Origin of the sequence: Paracoccus alkanivorans (assembly GCF_003697785.1) — a bacterium.
GTDB lineage: Bacteria > Pseudomonadota > Alphaproteobacteria > Rhodobacterales > Rhodobacteraceae > Paracoccus > Paracoccus alkanivorans.
The window spans coordinates 1-17,445 of the sequence record NZ_QOKZ01000023.1 but is presented as its reverse complement, the minus strand read 5'-3'; the positions used below and the strand labels follow the sequence as shown (position 1 = coordinate 17,445).

Here is a 17,445-nt window from a genome sequence, read left to right as displayed (position 1 = left end):
CAAAAAATGCCAACGGCACAAGCACGGAACTCTGGTCGGGCTACGCCCTCCCGACGTTTCGTGCTTGTGCCGCCAACTGGCAGACTTTTGCGCCGCCGCGTGGCCGGGTTTTACTCCGCCGTTGACAGCCCAGTACGCACGAAGGGGGTCAGAAACGGCAAGATTTTATGAGAGCTGAGTTGACCGCTTAACTCTGTCGATTGTTGCGACGCCGACATTGAAGTGCCGGGCAATTGCGCGAATGGCCTGTCCTTCCCTGAGCATTGCTTTGACCTGGTCTTGCTGATGTGAGGTGAGTTTGGATTTTCGGCCGAACTTCACTCCTCGTTTTTTTGCAGACGCCCGTCCTTCCGTTGTTCGCTCATTGATGAGATTTCGCTCCAACTCAGAAAGTCCTGCAAAAACAGTAAGCAGGAACTTTCCCATGGAACTCGTGGTATCGGCCCAGGGTTCGCGAATAGATCGGAATGACGCGTCGGCGGCCTCTATCTTTTGGGTAATGACAAAGAGGTCGTGAGTAGATCGTGCCAGCCGGTCGAGGCTTGTGACCAGAAGCACATCACCTGGCTCGATCTGCTTCAGCATCTTCTCGAGTTGCGGGCGCCGACGGTCAAACCCAGTCAGTTTCTCCTGGAATATCTTGTCACACCCCTCGGCCTGAAGATGTTCAACCTGGCTTTCCAGGTTCTGTCCGGTGGTGGAAACACGTGCATAGCCGATCAGCATGGTTTTATGCCTGTTTTTCGGGTGTAAAAACGGAACAGAATTGCGGATTCCGCAAGGCGTTGATTTCGCGCCCGGAAAATATTGTTCCGTATATTATAAGTTTCGGAACAGATCATGCCGCCACCGGCATGTCGTTCGGAGGCAGGCGCGTGGTCATATCGAGATCAAAGACTCCGTATGGATTGATGTGGCTGTGTGGCAGAGGGTTCAGTGCCGCCATGTCGCGGGTGGTCATTTTCTTGCGCCAGACCTGATCCGCGAGGATATCCTGGATCATGAGCGTGTTCACATAGACCATGCTGGCCTGCAGTAGATGCAGTGACAGAACCGAGATCTCCTGGTCGTCGCGCCGGTTGGATACCAACTCATTACCGTTGCCATAGAAGATGAAGTCATTCACCCCGTTCCAGCGCTCAATCACGTTGAGGCCAGAATTGATTTCGCGCCGCAAATCCTTGTCGCCAAGGTACTTGCACAGAAAGATCGTCTTGGCCGCTTTGCCGAGTTCCAGAAGCGCCGCAAACACCGGGTGGCTTTGGCCGCGGATGAAACGGCGCAGAATGGCCTCTGGTTCCGCAGTCCGCTGTTTCAGGGCCGTCGCCAGCTTGACCATCTCGTCATAATGCTGAGCGATCAGATCCCAATTGATCGGTTTGGGCACAAAAAGCGGCTCAAGATTTGGATAGGCGCGTTCGGATTTAGGAAGAGCACGCACCAGCTTTTGACGCGCTATACCTTTGAACCGGGGCATGAGCTCAAATCCCAACAAATAGCATAAGGCAAAACCGACAACGCTCTGACCGTGGGTGTCAACAAACTGGCGGTCGATCTCCAAATCGGTGCCGTGGTGCAAAACACCCTCGATCATTGACGCCACTTCTGACGAAGAAACCTGCTTCAACTGCGAATGGATGCAGGTCGCCCTTGCATCGACATGCCAGTAGATCATGACGCCGCGCCCGCCATAACGCTGATGCCATTCGGTCATCAGGTTTTGGTCCCAGGACCCGAGCTGGGTAGAATCTGACGCGCAACTGCTGCTGCCATCGCCCCAGATGTCTGTGGCGCGAACGCGGTTTGTGGCATCGGCAATGGCACGGGTTGCGGCGCGCAATGCATTTTTGTGAATGAAACGCTGGCGAATGTAGAGCAGCTCTTTGTAGGTCACATTATGCGGCCCGGCCGCGATGGCTTTGAGCCCGATATTGGTCCCGATCCCATAGAGCGCCAGTAGAAGCCTGCGGGACACCTCATCGCCGGACAGGGCTTGTCGTGCGGCCGCCGTGGGGAAGGATTTGGTGAAGCCGATACGCAGGTCGACTTCCTTGAGCACATCCAGCAGGTTGGTCATGGGCCATCGGCGGGTCAATTCCTCCTTCAGTGCATCCAGCATGGCCGGATCATCCTGGGCCTGCAGTGGTTTGAGCGATATCCGGATTTTCCCGCCCCGCGATTTCAGTGCCACGTCCTTGTTCGAAGGCAAATCACGGTTGAACACATCCAGGGCGGCGATGAGATCACCCTTGAGGCGTTCGACGAAAAAACCCGCTTCCAATGGCTGTCCAAGATCCTGAAAATACTGCTCGCGTCGAGCGTCAAAATCCTGGGGCAAGTCCTGGTCAGGATTGCAGTATCTGGCCGCACCTTCTATCCATACCTCCTTGGTGCGCAGACGCTCCCTCAGGCTTTGAAGGACACAAATCTCATAGTTGAGGCGGTTGATGCGGGATTGCCCGCCGGGTCCAGGTTCAATGACAATATCTCGCCACTTGGGTCTGACAACACCGTCAAGTGGCACTTCATCGAGAGAAAAGTATTGCGGTTTCCTGCTTGTATCTGCGGCCAAAACCTCAATGGCATCCAAAAGCGTGCGCCAGTTCTGATTGTTTGACCTGAAGGTGAGCGTCTTGAGGATCACGGGAAGAATGCGCCGGTAATGCTGAGCATAGGATCGGCGTATCTTGCGATGCACGCGGTATGAAAATGACGGGTTCTCCGTACGATATTCGTTGGCCAGATCGCTGATCGTCTTCTGGCTGACCACCGGGAAAATCACATCGCACACGCGACCGGTCGGTTCCGCTTCTGCCGCAAGCGCCATCTTGAACAGCAGCGTCGTCTTACCCTCGACCTTGCGAAACTCGGCCACAAGCTCCTTGATGACCTTGGTTTCCGCACGGGCCGATATCTTGTGGGTGATGCTGATCAGAAGATCACCGAGTTCGTCGGTCAATTCAGCAGCGCGAGGAATAAGAAAACAGCATAGCAACGCATATCTCGTCTCATCCGGGTGTCGGCGCATGTCCCACGCATCTTCTGTGCCCGCCCGCAACCGAAACCGTTCAATAATATCAGGATGCACATCCGCCAGGATCGTTCGATCCAGGCGGACTGCACAAACGGTTTCCAGGCGTGTCACCGTTCTGAGGACATTTTCCACGCTGGCTGCACCAGAACTGCGTGACACTTCGGCAAAGGGAGAAAGGCCATCCGCCGTCTCAAGCAGGGCATCAAGGCGCGCCCGATGGTCATCGGAAAGTCGCCCTGCGATCCTGGCAAACAGACTGCGCTCAAACCGGCGCTCTGCCTTCGCCATCAGATTGGCCAGGGCTTTGGCCTTGGGGCGGATCATTCGCTTCGACAAGAACCACCCTGTGATGGCAGCGTCCGATGTCGCCTCATTAGGGGCGGTCGGCAAAACGGTCTCGACCAGCCACTCCAGGAAAACCGCGCGGGCCTCCTTGTCAAAGTGCTGAATATCGAGAAACGCAACAACCTGGCGACGATAAAAACGTGCCGTTCTCTTCGGAACGACGGGAAGCCCATTATCATCGGCGCTGCCAATCTGGGACGCCAGAAACTCAAGCACCTGAGGAGAGACAAAATCCAACGACGTGGGAAACCGCGCGTGAAGTTGGAAATACTTGAGGTAATAGCAAAGCGTCAGGCGTCGCGGCTCAGAAATGCCCTTCAACAGGCCAAGCTCCGCGTCACTTACAATCCAGTGCGCCCTCAGTTCCACATCGGACCAAATCTGTTGCATGCACATTCCAATTCAAACTAATATCGGAATATACTTACGGAACGACGCCCGATGTCAATAGCTCAAACCAAACTCCGAAATCTTGCCGTTTTTACCCCACTTCGTGCGTACAGGGCCGGCTTCCCGGATGCGATCACCGCCGCCTTTCCCGAGGCCACGGTCCAAACCTGCATCGTGCACCTGGTGCGCCATTCCCTGAACTTCTGCGCCTGGAAGGACCGCAAATATGTGGCCACCGATCTGCGCCGGATTTACGGGGCGGCGACCGCCGATCAGGCCGCCGCTGAACTGGATGCATTCGAGGAAAAATGGGCTGGCAAATACGCTTCCATCGCCCCGGCCTGGCGGCGGGCGTGGGCCGAGGTGATCCCGTTCTTCGCATTCGATCCCGCCATTCGGAAGATCATCTACACCACCAATGCCATCGAAAGCCTGAACCGGGTGATCCGAAAATCCATCAAGACGCGCGGCTCGTTCCCGACCGACGACGCCGCCACCAAACTGATCTACCTCGCCATCCGCAACTTCGAAAAAGGCGGCAGAAATGTCCGCCAATGGTTTGCCGCCCGCAACCAATTCGCTATCATGTTCGAGGAGCGCTTCAATGCGTGACCGTATCTGAAACCCGCATGGGCCAGCCAAGATACACAGAGTTCATGACACTCCCATATGGAATGCTTCAAGTAAATTTGAACTGTCGAGATTGCCCCCCGCAGGCATTGTGCAGGTTTTGCTTTTCGGGGACTCGCCCCAGCGTATTTCATTGCCTGCAAATGTCTTCGGAACGCGGTCGAGAGAGAACTGTGCGCAACGACCGCCCCGGAGGTGCGTGTTCTGCCAGGAAACGCTTGATCCGACAAAGTGCACGTCATGGCTCCGTTTGGTTGACTGCGGCCTGAAGCAGGTCGCGCACCAGCGGATTCGGAAACTTGCGATCGAGCGTCACCGCGTAGAAGGTTTCCGCGATGCTAGGCAGCTTGTCGGCCTCCACCAGCCTTCCGCTCTCCAGTTCGTCCTTCACGACGATCGGCGGCAGGACGGCCAGCCCGTTACCCTCGCGGGCCAGCAGACGCATCATCGCCATGTCGTCAACCTCGGCCGCGATCTGCGGGCGCACGCCAATGCGGTCCGTCAAGACGTCGAAGCCTGTGCGCACTGCACTCTCGAGGGGCGGCAGGATGATCGGTTGAGACGCAAGAAGCGTCTCCAATGAGTCATTCTCGGCCAGGCGTTCAGGGGTGCCAACCAGACTGACCCGCTGCACGGCCAGCCGGCGTGACACGAAGGCCGTGACCGCATCCCGGGCAAGCGATTGATTGGTCAGAACCAGATCGAGGTTCAGCGCTTCGAGCGCGTGCAGCAATTCTACGGGACCGCCCGAACGCAGGATCACCTCGACATCCGGGCGGTAGAGCACCGGCCGGATGAAATCCAAGACGAAGTTGCGCGACAGCGTGGCAAGCGCACCGAGGCGCAGGGCCTGGCGGGTGCGGCCGGTCTGATCGAGTGTGCCGAGCAGTTCCTTTCCGGCGGCAAAGATGGTGTCGGCATGATCGAGCGCGATGCGCCCGGCCTCGGTCAGATGCAGGGCCCGGCCACGCCGCTCGAAGAGCGCATGGCCGAGCCGCTCCTCGAGCTTGCGGATCTGCACCGACAGCGCGGATTGCGACAGATTGAGCCGGTCGGCCGTCCGGGTGAGGTTGCCGTCATGGGCGACGGCCCAGAAGTAGCGCAGGTGATGATAGTTGAGGTCGGCCATATCGTTCATAATAAATGAACGATATGGCGCATGCAATGTATTTTAGTCTTTCAGACGGACCGGCTAAGTCTGGGTGACACCGTCATTACCGGAAGGCCATGTCCATGAATCATCTTCTGCCGCTTGCCGCCCCGGCCGCGCTGATCCTTGCCGCGATCTTGGCCTATCTTGGCCCCGGCCTACGTCCGCGCAGATCGGTGTGGCTTTCGGAGGCGATGGCACTGGTGGCGCTCGGGATTACAGTGCTCTCGACCGCCCAGCTGATCACGCACGGACCGGGGACGAGTCTCTTGCTCGGCACCTACGGTCTCGGTCTGTCGGTGCGGGTCGATGCCCTAAGCGTGGTGATGCTACTTCTGGTGTCTTTCGTCGGCTGGGTGGTGCTGCGCTACGCCGCGACCTATCTCGATGGCGAGTCCCGGCAGGGGGTATTCACGGCCTGGCTCTGCGCCACGCTGGCTTCGGTGTTGCTGCTGGTCCAGTCCGGCAACTTGCTCCAGCTTGTCGCGGCCTGGTTCGCCACGAGTTTCTTCCTGCACAAGCTTCTGCTGTTCTATCCCGGGCGGGCCATGGCGCAGCGGGCAGCGCGCAAGAATCGGGTGACCGCACGGCTTGGCGATGCGGCCCTGATCGGGGCGGCGTTCCTGCTGGTGAGTGCCTATGGCACTGGCGATATCGGCACCATCCTCGCCGAGGCGCGCGGCGGCCCGGCACCGGCCTATGCGCTCTGGGTCGCGGGGCTTCTGGCGTTGGCAGCCCTCTTGAAGTCAGCCCAGTTTCCTACCCATGGCTGGCTGACCGAGGTGATGGAAACGCCCACTCCGGTCTCAGCTCTGCTGCATGCCGGGGTGATCAATGCGGGCGGCTTCCTGTTGATCCGCTTCGCCGATGTGATGCTGCTGGCACCCGGTGTTCTTGCCGGTCTGGTGATGATCGGTGGCTTCACGGCGATCTTCGGTGGGCTTGTCATGCTGACACAATCCGCAGTGAAGACCTCTCTTGCTTGGTCGACCGTGGCGCAGATGGGCTTCATGATCCTGCAATGCGGGCTAGCGCTCTTCCCGCTCGCGCTCCTGCACATAGTCGCCCATTCGCTCTACAAGGCGCATGCCTTTCTGGCCTCGGGTGCTGCGGTCGACGGGGTGGTTGCGATCCGGCGACCGGGCCCGGTCGCCATCCCGAACGGCGCGGCGGTGCTGCGCGCCTTCCTGATCGCCCTGGTGATCTACGGGGTGGTGGGTGCGCTCTTCGGCTTCGCGGGGAAGTCGCCGCAAGCCATTGCCCTTGGCGCGATCCTGATCTTCGGCGTGGCCTATCTGCTCGCGCAGGGGCTGGCCGATGCGGCGCCCAGGGTGCTGACGCAGCGCACGGCGCTCTACTCGGTGGCAGCAACAATAGGGTATTTCGCGCTGCAAACGGGAGCTGAGTGGCTGATGTCGGGAACGCTGCCCGCGACGCCCGCGCCGGGACCGCTGGAGAGGGCGCTGATCGTGCTGGCGGTGCTCAGTTTAGGTCTCGTCGCGGTGGCACAGGCAGCGTTCCCGCTCTGGTCGCATCACCCTGCGGCGCAGGGGCTGCGGGTGCATCTCTCGAACGGGCTTTACGCCAACGCGATCACAGATCGACTACTGGGCGGCTGGACGAGAAAAACATTATCCAGGACGGGAGAGGCCCTATGAAGATGGAGAAGTTCTCGGCTTATACGGGCGAGCAGCTCGAACTCATCGCAGCAGCGGAGGCGGCAATACGCGCCATTCCGCCGCTGTGGCCTCTGTCGTCCTCAGTGGCCGTCAATCCGTTCCTCGGACAGTCCGATCAGAACCTGGCGCAGGTGGCGGCCCGGCTCGGCCGGGTGGCGGGATTGGCCGTCACAATGCCGCGCGGCTGGTTCCGCGCCCAGATTGAGGCCGGGGACATCACGGATGCCGACCTCACCGGTGCGCTCGCGGCGGCCCTTGAGGCTGGAAAACCCGACGGCCTACCAGCGCTGAAGTCGGCCCTGGCGCGGGACCGGCAAAAGGAAGCGGCCCTGCCCACCGTAGCCGAGCTGGCCGCAGAGGTTTCCGGTATCGATTGGCCCGGACTTATGGCCGAGCGGATTGGCGCATGGGCATCGGACTATTTCGACCGGGGCCAGGCTCTCTGGCAGACCAATCACGGGACGACGGCGTTCCAGAGCTGGCGCGCGTTTGCCAGCCGCGATCTGACACCCGAGATCATCGGGCTTGCTGGGTTCGCCAGTCACGTGGCGGGCGGCCCTGAGAACCCGCGGATAGCTCTCACCTTGGCATGCAACAATCTGGGTGTGCAGATCGAAAGTGCGGAAACGTATTTTCACCAGTTGCTGCTCGGTTTGGGTGGCTGGTCGCAGTTTGCGCGCTACCGGCTGTGGCAAGCGGAGCTTGCAGGCGACATGGACGCCACAACAAGCGATCTGTTGACCATAAGGCTGGTCTGGGAGGAGGCTCTCTTTGCTCAATATGCACCACGGATCGCAGACCGTTGGGTGGAGAGCCGCACGGCTCATGCGGCGCCGGTCGTGTCGTCACCGGACCAGATCGCTGATGCCATCCTTCAGGAGGCAGCCGAGCGCGCGGCACAGCGGCGCCTTGCAGAAACGCTGGCCACGTCCGCCGAGGCAAACTCGGAGGGTGAGGAGAACCGTCCGGCCCTGCAGGCTGCGTTCTGCATCGATGTGCGCTCGGAGGTGTTTCGCCGGGCGCTAGAGGCCACCGATTCCGGTATCCGTACCCTCGGCTTCGCCGGCTTCTTCGCTGTCTTTACCAAGCACCGTTGCTTTGCCTCCGATGTCGAGGAACTGCGTCTGCCCGTGCTTCTGAACCCCAGCGTCACATCGAGCTCGGGCGATCACGACAGCGAAAGGGACGATCTCGCTGCCCGCCATACAGCGCGCGCCAGACGCGCCTGGGGGCGCTTCAAGTTGGCGGCCGTCTCCTCCTTCGCCTTCGTCGAGGCGACGGGGCCGATCTATATCGGCAAGCTCGTGCGTGACGCGCTGGGGCTCAATCCGATGCCGATGCCGAACGACCCCAAGCCACGCTTCGATCCCGACCTCGATCTTGCGACCCGGATCGAGTCGGCCGAGACCATCCTGCGCGCCATGTCTCTGACCCGCGGCTTCGCGCGTGTCATTCTCCTTGCCGGGCATGGGGCAAACGTGGTGAACAACCCGTATGCCAGCGGGCTGCATTGCGGTGCCTGCGGCGGCTATTCCGGCGAGGTGAACGCGAGGTTGCTCGCGGGCCTTCTGAACGACGCAGACGTCCGCGACGGCCTTGCGTCCAAGGGGATCAGGATCCCGGCGGACACCCTGTTCGTGGGTGCGCTGCATGACACGACCACCGACCGGATCACGCTCTACGCCGACGACCACCCGTGCCCGGACCATACCGCCGACCTGACCCGCGCGCGCGGATGGCTGGCCACCGCGGGCGCGGTCACCCGGACCGAACGGGCGCTCCGGCTGCCTCGGGCCGAACGGCAGGGCGACATCGACATGCGCAGCCGCGACTGGGCCGAGGTGCGGCCCGAATGGGCCCTGGCGGGCTGCAAGGCCTTCATCGCCGCGCCCAGATCCCGCACTACTGGTAAAAGTCTCGAAGGCCGCGCCTTCCTGCATGACTACGACTGGATGCAGGACAAGGGCTTTGGTGTGCTGGAACTGATCATGACCGCGCCCGTCGTGGTGGCGAGCTGGATCAGCCTGCAATACTACGGCTCGACGGTTGCCCCGCAGCTCTTCGGGTCAGGCAACAAGCTGTTGCACAACGTGACCGGAGGTATCGGTGTCGTCGAAGGCAATGGCGGGCTGCTGCGCGCGGGACTGCCTTGGCAATCGGTACATGACGGCCTGACCAACGCCCACGAACCGCTGCGCCTGTCGGTCTGCATCGAGGCCCCGCGCGAGGCGATGGGCGATATCCTGAAGCGTCACGCGGGCGTGCGGGCGCTCTTCGACAACCGCTGGCTGCATCTTTTTGCGCTCGACGAGACCGGTCGCATGGCCTGGCGTTATGCCGGTGATCTGGACTGGACCCCGGAGGCCGAGGTTGTGGACAAGCCCAGACTGAAAGCCGTGGAATGAAGGCGGACGCAGCGGAGACCCTCTCGCTCGGCAGCAACGGCCCGTATCGGGGACGTTGCGCGGTCCTTGCCACGATGCATGGCAAGGAGGCCACCATCGCGCCGCCGTTTGCCGAACGGCTTGGTCTGAGTGTCGAGATTCCGCCGGGTCTCGACACCGACAGTCTGGGAACGTTCAGCGGCGAGATTGCGCGCACCGGAACGATCGAGGAGGCCGCCATCGCCAAGGCCCGACTGGGTATGGCGGTCACCGGTGTGACGCTCGCGATCGCCAGCGAAGGCAGCTATGGCCCGCATCCGCAGATCCCCTTCATCGCCGCCGGGTTCGAACTCATGGTACTGGTGGACGATGATCGCGGTATCGTCATCCGTGAACACCTCATTGATGAATCCCCGACATATGAACATGCGAATGCCGAAAGCGTCCGGGAGTTGGACGGCTTTCTCAGCCGCATCGGCTTTCCCGATCATGCCGTTATCGTCCGGCCGAACGGTCCCGACGGAAGTGCGCCGCCGATCCATAAGGGCATACGGTCCTCCGCAGACCTGCAAACTGCGATCGAGGACTGCGCCACGCGATCGGACGATGGCCGCGCGTTCGTGCAGACCGACATGCGCGCGCACATGAACCGGACCCGCATGGCGACGCTCGGGCGGCTTGCAGAGCGACTTGCCGCTCGCATCTCCTGCCTCTGTCCCACCTGCCGGACCCCCGGATATGGTCTGACCGGTGTAGACAAGGGACTGCCATGTTCCTGGTGCGGCGGCCCCAGCATTCTCGTCCGTCACCAGATCCTCGGGTGCGTGTCTTGCAACCACGTGGAGAGGCGTGCGCGCCCGGACGGTTTAACCCATGCCGATCCCGGACAGTGCCCCACCTGCAACCCGTGAGATCCATGAACATGGGGGCTGTTCCGGCTGGGTGCAGAATGACACCTTAAGCTAATTTCGTAAATTAGCTCTGCGAAATACGCCGATGATCCTACTACCCACCCCAACCCTGCAACCGAAAAGAGATCGCCTTGACCAATCCAAATGCCGTCCTGATTGACAATCACCCCGGCCGCTCGACCCAGACCATCGGCCTTGCCGTCGAGATCGGGACCGATCCGGCCCTTATCCATGAGCCGTCTGTCGGCGTGGTTGGCACCAAGGGCGACAGCCAATGCTATCTGGGCGTGGCCGCCAAGGTCGAGGCGATCCACCAGGCTCTCAAGACCCGCATCGGCACCGAGCCGGGCCAGTTGAAATATCGCCTCGTACAGCCTGAATTCACGATTGCTACCTCGGACGGCATGCGCAACGGCACACCTGAGATGCGCTATTCGCTGATCGGGCGCGAGGTGACGCATGATGCCTTGTGCGAACACCTAAGCGCAACGGGCCTTGCTGGTACTATTGCCGTCGTCGCTTGCGACAAGCCGCCCGTCGGCACACTAGCGGCCATGCTGGAACATAACCTGCCCTCGATCATCATGTCTGATGGTCCGATCCACCCCGGCACCGATCCCAAAACGGGCGAAAAGCTAGATATCGTCAGCGCCTTTCAAGTCGCGGGCCATCCGGACCCCGAATACCGCCACCACATCGCCTGCCATGCCTGTCCGGGCTTTGGCAGCTGCGGTGGCATGTTCACCTACAACACCATGCAGACGTTCATTGGGGTTGTAGGAATGCAGCCCCTGCACATGGTTGCACCCCCGTCGGACGATCCACGCCGCCTAAACGAGTTTCCTGCCGAACTGGTCACGTTGCTGGCCCAGATGATCGAGAACGACCTCAAGCCCCGCGACATCGTTGGGCGCGACAGCCTGCGCAACGCCACGATTGTGGCCATGGCCATCGGTGGCTCCACCAATGCACTTTTGCACGCGCCCGAGATTGCCCGCGCCGCAGGTTTTGCCGATTTCTGGAAAGACATCATCACACCCGAAGAGTTCAACCACCTATCACAACACGTCGTTCCTGTGCTGACCAACGCGCGACCTTATGGCAAGTATTCCATGGTTGATATCGACAAGGTGGGCGGTGTGCAGATTATAGTGCGCGAATTGCTGGAAGCGGGTCTGCTGAACGGCGATGTGCTGACTTGCACGGGCGAGACGCTGGCCGAGCAAGTCACGCGCCTTGGTGCCAAACGTGCCGACGGCGAGGTGATCTATCCCGTCGAAGCACCCTACAAGGCCACTGGTGGGTTGCGCATGCTGGGCGGTAACCTATCACCCGAGTTTTCGGCCATCCTGAAGCTTGCAGGGGTCGAGGGCGGGCTAGAGAACAATCTGTTCCGCGGCAAGGCGCGAGTCTTCGACGGTCAGCAGGCGCTGCTCGACATGTTGGACCAGACACCCGAGGGTTTTGAAGACGACGACATGATCATCGTGCGCTACGAGGGGCCAAGTGGTGCGCCTGGCATGCCCGAAATGCTCGACCCCACCGCGCGCATCACGACCCTGTGCCGCGAGCGCGGCATCGTCATCGCCCTGATGACTGACGCGCGCTTCTCCGGTGGCTCGATCGGCCTTGTGATTGGCCATGTGGGGCCCGAAGCTGCGCTTGGCGGACCAATTGCCTTTGTCGAAAACGGCGATGAAATCGTGGTGGATCTAAATCTTAACGAGATCAACTGCACCGCCCTGAGCGATCCCGCGATCCTTGATGTCCGCAAGGCCGCGTGGGACAAGGTGGTGGCAGACAATGGCGGCTTCCATCCGAGTGCGGGTGTTGCCGATACCCGCCTGCTGCAACGTGCTCGGCACATGGCTGTTCCGGCGCGGCGTGGGGCGGGTCTGCACCCCAACCGAACCGTCTGGGTACGCAACCCGCGTGACGCGACCGCGTCGGGCTTCACGCCGCGAAACAAGTTCCGTCCCGAAACGGACAGGAGGCGTGAGATAGCCGGAATCGATCCAAAGGCCTGATCTGAAATATCGCCGTGTCAAAGGGGGTCTATCCCAACAAAGGTACGAAACGCGACATAGGACGTCTGGCCGTACATGACAGCCATCCTATGCTGTTGGAAAAGGGTGTCCGAGAGCAAGGTAGTGTCCAAAAGCTCGTTTTCCTAGTTTTTGCCGCGTGTGCTAGACCCTGTCCGCAACCGCTCCTTTCCGGACAGGTCACATCAGCTGCTGGTGCATGAGTTCCCGATGACGCCCATCGCGAAGTTGAGTGTTCACGACGCGCCGAGAGAAGGATGTCTCCAAGTACGGCTCACGGGCTTTCATGCGATCCAAGACGTATTCCAGATCATCCAGGGCGAGGTCCTCCAGCGTGCGGTCCGTGTCATGGCGGTCCAGCAGATCTTGGCCAAAAGACGCCAAGGTCTCCAGGTCCTGCCAGGCGTCATAGCCACTGGCCTCGTCCCGCCGCGCCAAATAGCCTTGGGGCCCACCGCATTCTTCAGGCGGGCACGGACCCGCGCCACCTGTGCAAACGGGATAGAATTTCTCGGGGTTTGCAACCAATATGGTGCACCCCGGCATCCGGGTGGGAGAAGGGTCAGGTTGAGAACCAGGTGGGTGTGATTCGACGGCGCTTCTTCGTGCCGCGCCCGAAGTTCAAATCCTATGCCGAGTTGAACGCGTGGCTGGAAGACCGGTGTCTGGCCTATGCGAAGGCAAACAAACACCCCGGGATACGCGACAAGACAATCTGGGAGGTGTTCGAAGACGAGCGCCCGAGCCTCGTGCCCTATGTCGGCCCATTCGATGGATTCCATGCGGTTCCGGCCTCTGTCTCCAAGACCTGCCTCGTGCGGTTCGACAAGAACAAGTACTCGGTCGATGCCCGTGCTGTGGGGCGGCCGGTCGAGATCAGAGCCTATGCCGATCGGCTGGAATGCTGGCAGGATGGCCGGATTGTCGGTCGTCACACGCGTGCCTTCGGGCGGGACAAAACCATCTTTGATCCCCTGCATTACATACCCGTTCTGGCCCGCAAGCCCGGTGCCCTTCGTAACGGCGCACCCTTCAAGGAGTGGGAACTACCAATCGCGATCCGCCGCGTGCAGCGCAAGCTGGAAGGGGTGGATTCCGGTAGGGGGCAGGATCGTATCACAAGGAACTCTGTCGCTGCCGCTTCATAATATCGAGCACAGTATTTTTGCTGATCCCAAGGTCGCGGGCGATCCATCGGTATGATCGACCGTCTTCCACGGCTTGAATGACCTTTGGCGCGAGCTTGTCGGATTTTGGGCGTTGTCCTGGCTGGCGACCGAGCTTCTTTCCTCGCGCCCTTGCGGCGGCGAGCCCGGATTTCACCCTTTCGCTGAGCAGATCGCGTTCAAACTGAGCAATCCCGGCCAGCATGGTGGCCATCATTCGACCATGTGGCGTCTCTACTTCGAAGGTCATGCCGCTCATGGCTACAACGGAGACTTTCCAGCCGGCGAGCCTGTTCAGGGTATCCAGCAGGTCCTGAGTGGACCGCCCCCACCGAGAAAGTTCGCTGACCAGGATGGCGTCGATTTGTCGTGCCTGCGCTAGGTCGAGTACCCGGTTGCGCGCAACGCGATTGTCGGACGCGCCAGAGGCTTTTTCCTTGAACACTCCCACCACGTCATACCCGCCGCGCTCGGCGAACGCGGTGAGCTCCGTGACCTGCCGCTCGCAGGACTGGTCGGACGTGGAAACCCGGGCATAGATAGCGGCGCGCTGTCCCATTTGAACCCCCTTTGAATCGGGCCTTGCAAGTCGTTGGTTTTGCTGGTGCGGGAATTGTCCTGAACAGACTAATGACTAACAAGGACAAACTCGTATGCCAAGACGCTCTATCCTGACCGCGCGCCAGCGCGCGGCGCTGTTCGATCTGCCGACAGACGAAGCCACCATCCTCTACCACTACACACTGGCGGACGATGACCTCGAATTCATTCGAACCCGTCGCCATGCACGCAATCGCCTCGGCTTCGCCCTTCAGCTTTGTGCTTTCCGATATCCTGGCCGACTGTTGGCGTCGGGTGAGGTCATTCCAGAGGCCATCAGCAGCTTCATCGCAGCACAGCTTGGCGAAGAGATGGATGAGCTTTGCCGATACGCCGAGACCGACGTAACGCGGCGCAGGCATTTGGTCGACTTGCGCCAGCTCTATGGCTTCAAGATGTTCTCCGGGCATCGCGCGCGGGAACTGAAGGCCTGGCTGGCAGGCGAGGCGGAGGTGGCAACCTCCAACCATGATCTGGCCCGCCGGTTTGTCGAAGAGTGTCGCCGGACCCAGACGATCTTGCCGGGTGTGTCCGTGATCGAGCGCCTCTGCGCGGATGCACTCGTGGCGGCGGAACGCCGGATCGAAAGCGCCATCGTGAACCGGCTGGATGAGGATAGAAAGGCCCGCCTGGACACCCTGCTCACGGAGATGGTCGATGGCACGGTCAGCCGGTTCGTCTGGCTGCGCCAATTCGAGGTTGGTCAGAACTCGGCCGATGTTGGCCGCCTCCTCGATCGGCTGGAGGTTCTGCGGGATCTGAACATCTCGCTAGATATCCTCGCGGGCATTCCACCCCATCGGGTGACCGGCCTGCGGCGTCAGGGCGAACGCTACTTTGCCGATGGTCTGCGTGACATCAGCAGCGACCGCCGCCTGGCCATTCTCGCGGTTTGCGCCGTCGAGTGGTGTGCCGCGATTTCCGACGCGGTGGTCGAGACCCATGACCGGATCGTCGGCAAGACCTGGCAGGGCGCGAAGAGGCTGTGCGACGCCAAAATCGCCGACGCAAAGGCGGCGGTGCAGGACACCCTGCGCGCCTTCAAATCTCTCGGGTCGGCCCTGCTGGACGCCAGAAGCGATGGGTCTTCCTTGGATCAGGCGACAGAGCTGGCTTGCGGGTGGGGTCGGCTCGAAGGGCTGGTCGCCACCGCCGCCGAGTTGACGCACACGATGGCCGCAGACCCATTGACCCATGTTGGCCAAGGTTATCTTCGGTTCCGGCGCTATGCCCCGCGCATGCTGCGCGTTCTCGATATCGAGGCGGCGGGTATCGCAGCTCCCTTGCTGCAGGCGACCGCGCTGATCGCAGACGATGAAAAGCCCGAAACCCGCCCAGTTGGCTTTCTGCGGCGCGGCTCGAAATGGCACCGCCATCTGAACGCTGCCGCCGGTGACGGCCATCGGCTCTGGGAGGTTGCGGTGCTGTTTCATTTGCGGGAGGCGTTCCGGTCGGGTGACATCTGGCTCCTCCATTCCCGGCGCTACGCTGATCTGAAGCAGGCCCTGGTTCCTGCGGAGGCGGTAGAGGGCGCGCCAAGGCTGACGGTGCCGCTCGACCCGGAAACCTGGCTTGCCGATCGCAAGGCGCGCATGACCGACGGGCTGGCGCGACTGGCCAAGGCGGCTCGCGCAGGGGCGATCCCGGGCGGGTCGATCGAGAATGGCGTCTTGAAAACTGACCGCCTGAGTGCGGCGGTGCCGCAAGAGGCGGACGAGCTGGTGCTCGATCTCTACGACCGGTTGCCGACCATACGGATCACCGAACTGCTGCAGGAGGTCGATGCAGATATTGGCTTCACGGAAGCCTTCACACATCTGCAGACCGGCGCGCCCTGCAAAGACCAGATCGGGATGCTGACCGTGCTGTTGGCTGAAGGTTTGAATCTTGGGCTCAGCAAGATGGCCGAAGCGACCAGCACACATGACTACTTCCAACTCTCCCGCTTGTCGCGATGGCATATGGAGAGCGATGCCATCAACCAGGCCCTCGCCTTGGTAATTGAGGCACAGGCCCGGCTGCCCATGGCCCAATTCTGGGGCGGGGGCGTCACCGCGTCCAGTGACGGGCAATTCTTCCCCGCCGCCCGGCAGGGCGAAGCCATGAACCTCATCAACGCGAAATACGGCTCCGAGCCAGGCCTCAAGGCCTATACCCATGTCTCCGACCAGTTCGGCCCCTTTGCCACCCAGAACATTCCGGCCACCGTGAGCGAGGCGCCCTACATTCTGGACGGGCTGCTGATGAACGAGGCCGGACAAAAGATCTCGGAGCAGTATGCCGACACCGGTGGCTTTACAGACCAGGTCTTTGCCGTGACCGCGCTGCTGTCCTACCGGTTCATTCCGCGCATCCGGGATCTGCCGTCAACGCGGCTCTATCTCTTCGATCCCGCCACCGCGCCGAACGAGTTGCGCGGCTTGATCGGCAGCAAGATCCGCGAAGGCGTCATCGTCCAGAACTGGCCTGGCGTCCTGCGTGCCGTGGCCACCATGGCGACGGGCGTCCTGCCGCCCAGTCAGTTGCTCAAAAAGTTCGCCGCCTATCCGCGCCAGCACGAGCTGGCCGTGGCGCTCCGCGAAATCGGCCGCATCGAACGCACCCTCTTCATCATCGAGTGGCTACTCGACGCCGACATGCAGCGCCGGGCCCAGATCGGCTTGAACAAGGGCGAGGCCCATCACGCCCTGAAAAACGCCCTGCGCATCGGGCGACAGGGCGAAATCCGTGATCGCACCGCCGAGGGGCAGCACTACCGCATGGCCGGCCTCAACCTGCTCGCTGCCATCATCATCTACTGGAACACCAAGCATCTCGGTCAGGCCGTCGCCGCGCGTCAGCGGGCCGGGTTGAATTGTGCGCCCAATTTACTGGCGCATATCTCGCCGCTCGGCTGGGCACACATCCTGCTCACTGGCGAATACCGGTGGCGGCGGCAAACCGGGGCCAGCTTGTGAAGTAATCAGCCCTATTTCTTGCCACCGTCACGGCTCCCAAACGGACGCACCGCGATCATCGCCACCACAAAGGCGGCACAGAGTTCAAAATGGAGGAAAGAAGGGGGTGTCAGGGCCTTGTGATACGATCCTGCCCCCTACCGGAATCTACCCC

The 17,445-nt window shown here is 61.2% G+C and carries 10 protein-coding genes and 2 pseudogenes; 7 read left to right on the top strand and 5 right to left on the bottom strand.

Annotated elements, in window-relative coordinates; genetic code table 11:
• Positions 1 to 165: 165 nt before the first annotated feature.
• Both C9E81_RS22210 and C9E81_RS22205 read right to left on the bottom strand, forming a co-directional pair.
• Complete coding sequence (locus C9E81_RS22210; RefSeq protein WP_122114543.1) at positions 166 to 726, bottom strand: recombinase family protein; 561 nt, start codon at positions 724 to 726, stop codon at positions 166 to 168.
• Positions 727 to 838: 112 nt separating this feature from the next.
• Positions 839 to 3,769 carry a Tn3 family transposase gene (locus C9E81_RS22205; protein WP_166462017.1) on the bottom strand — a complete coding sequence of 977 codons (2,931 nt, stop codon included), beginning with the start codon at positions 3,767 to 3,769 and terminating at the stop codon, positions 839 to 841.
• Between the two features lie 117 nt (positions 3,770 to 3,886).
• Here C9E81_RS22205 and C9E81_RS22200 point away from each other — a divergent pair.
• Positions 3,887 to 4,381: pseudogene (locus tag C9E81_RS22200) on the top strand (IS256 family transposase); the annotation flags it as partial.
• A 256-nt stretch (positions 4,382 to 4,637) separates the two neighbouring features.
• Here C9E81_RS22200 and C9E81_RS22195 read toward each other — a convergent pair.
• Positions 4,638 to 5,528: a LysR family transcriptional regulator gene (locus C9E81_RS22195; protein ID WP_122114544.1), complete on the bottom strand. Its 891-nt coding sequence runs from the start codon at positions 5,526 to 5,528 to the stop codon at positions 4,638 to 4,640.
• 104 nt (positions 5,529 to 5,632) lie between these two features.
• On the opposite strand from C9E81_RS22195, the gene C9E81_RS22190 reads away from it, so the two are divergent.
• From C9E81_RS22190 to C9E81_RS22175, 4 genes are all read left to right on the top strand, one after another.
• Complete coding sequence (locus C9E81_RS22190) at positions 5,633 to 7,207, top strand: proton-conducting transporter transmembrane domain-containing protein (protein WP_122114541.1); 1,575 nt, start codon at positions 5,633 to 5,635, stop codon at positions 7,205 to 7,207.
• Positions 7,204 to 9,633 (top strand): YbcC family protein, encoded by a 2,430-nt coding sequence (locus tag C9E81_RS22185; RefSeq protein ID WP_122114540.1) that lies wholly within the window; start codon positions 7,204 to 7,206, stop codon positions 9,631 to 9,633. Before C9E81_RS22190 ends, C9E81_RS22185 begins: the two co-directional genes overlap by 4 nt.
• Positions 9,630 to 10,523 carry a DUF6671 family protein gene (locus tag C9E81_RS22180; RefSeq protein WP_122114539.1) on the top strand — a complete coding sequence of 298 codons (894 nt, stop codon included), beginning with the start codon at positions 9,630 to 9,632 and terminating at the stop codon, positions 10,521 to 10,523. The genes C9E81_RS22185 and C9E81_RS22180 overlap by 4 nt, the downstream gene beginning before the upstream one ends.
• Before the next feature lie 131 nt (positions 10,524 to 10,654).
• Positions 10,655 to 12,550: a dihydroxy-acid dehydratase domain-containing protein gene (locus C9E81_RS22175; protein ID WP_122114538.1), complete on the top strand. Its 1,896-nt coding sequence runs from the start codon at positions 10,655 to 10,657 to the stop codon at positions 12,548 to 12,550.
• A 198-nt stretch (positions 12,551 to 12,748) separates the two neighbouring features.
• Here C9E81_RS22175 and C9E81_RS23735 read toward each other — a convergent pair whose 3' ends face one another.
• Complete coding sequence (locus tag C9E81_RS23735) at positions 12,749 to 13,114, bottom strand: IS1096 element passenger TnpR family protein (RefSeq protein ID WP_425010683.1); 366 nt, start codon at positions 13,112 to 13,114, stop codon at positions 12,749 to 12,751.
• Between C9E81_RS23735 and C9E81_RS22165 the strand changes: the two are divergent.
• Positions 13,087 to 13,677: pseudogene (locus C9E81_RS22165) on the top strand (Mu transposase domain-containing protein); the annotation flags it as partial. The gene C9E81_RS23735 and the pseudogene C9E81_RS22165 sit on opposite strands and share 28 nt — an antisense overlap.
• A 7-nt stretch (positions 13,678 to 13,684) precedes the next feature.
• Here the strand turns inward: C9E81_RS22165 and C9E81_RS22160 are convergent.
• Positions 13,685 to 14,293, bottom strand: coding sequence for a recombinase family protein (locus tag C9E81_RS22160; RefSeq protein ID WP_036742596.1), 609 nt, complete (start codon positions 14,291 to 14,293; stop codon positions 13,685 to 13,687).
• Between the two features lie 94 nt (positions 14,294 to 14,387).
• On the opposite strand from C9E81_RS22160, the gene C9E81_RS22155 reads away from it, so the two are divergent.
• Positions 14,388 to 17,291, top strand: coding sequence for a Tn3 family transposase (locus C9E81_RS22155; RefSeq protein ID WP_027238574.1), 2,904 nt, complete (start codon positions 14,388 to 14,390; stop codon positions 17,289 to 17,291).
• The last annotated feature ends 154 nt before the right edge of the window (positions 17,292 to 17,445 follow it).

Excerpts from the sequence above, each read along its gene's own strand:
- C9E81_RS22160 (WP_036742596.1), bottom strand. The coding sequence starts at position 14,293 with ATGGGACAGCGCGCCGCTATCTATGCCCGGGTTTCCACGTCCGACCAG.
- C9E81_RS22155 (WP_027238574.1), top strand. The coding sequence starts at position 14,388 with ATGCCAAGACGCTCTATCCTGACCGCGCGCCAGCGCGCGGCGCTGTTC.
- C9E81_RS22210 (WP_122114543.1), bottom strand. The coding sequence starts at position 726 with ATGCTGATCGGCTATGCACGTGTTTCCACCACCGGACAGAACCTGGAA.
- C9E81_RS22185 (WP_122114540.1), top strand. The coding sequence starts at position 7,204 with ATGAAGATGGAGAAGTTCTCGGCTTATACGGGCGAGCAGCTCGAACTC.
- C9E81_RS22190 (WP_122114541.1), top strand. The coding sequence starts at position 5,633 with ATGAATCATCTTCTGCCGCTTGCCGCCCCGGCCGCGCTGATCCTTGCC.
- C9E81_RS23735 (WP_425010683.1), bottom strand. The coding sequence starts at position 13,114 with ATGCCGGGGTGCACCATATTGGTTGCAAACCCCGAGAAATTCTATCCC.
- C9E81_RS22180 (WP_122114539.1), top strand. The coding sequence starts at position 9,630 with ATGAAGGCGGACGCAGCGGAGACCCTCTCGCTCGGCAGCAACGGCCCG.
- C9E81_RS22205 (WP_166462017.1), bottom strand. The coding sequence starts at position 3,769 with ATGCAACAGATTTGGTCCGATGTGGAACTGAGGGCGCACTGGATTGTA.
- C9E81_RS22195 (WP_122114544.1), bottom strand. The coding sequence starts at position 5,528 with ATGGCCGACCTCAACTATCATCACCTGCGCTACTTCTGGGCCGTCGCC.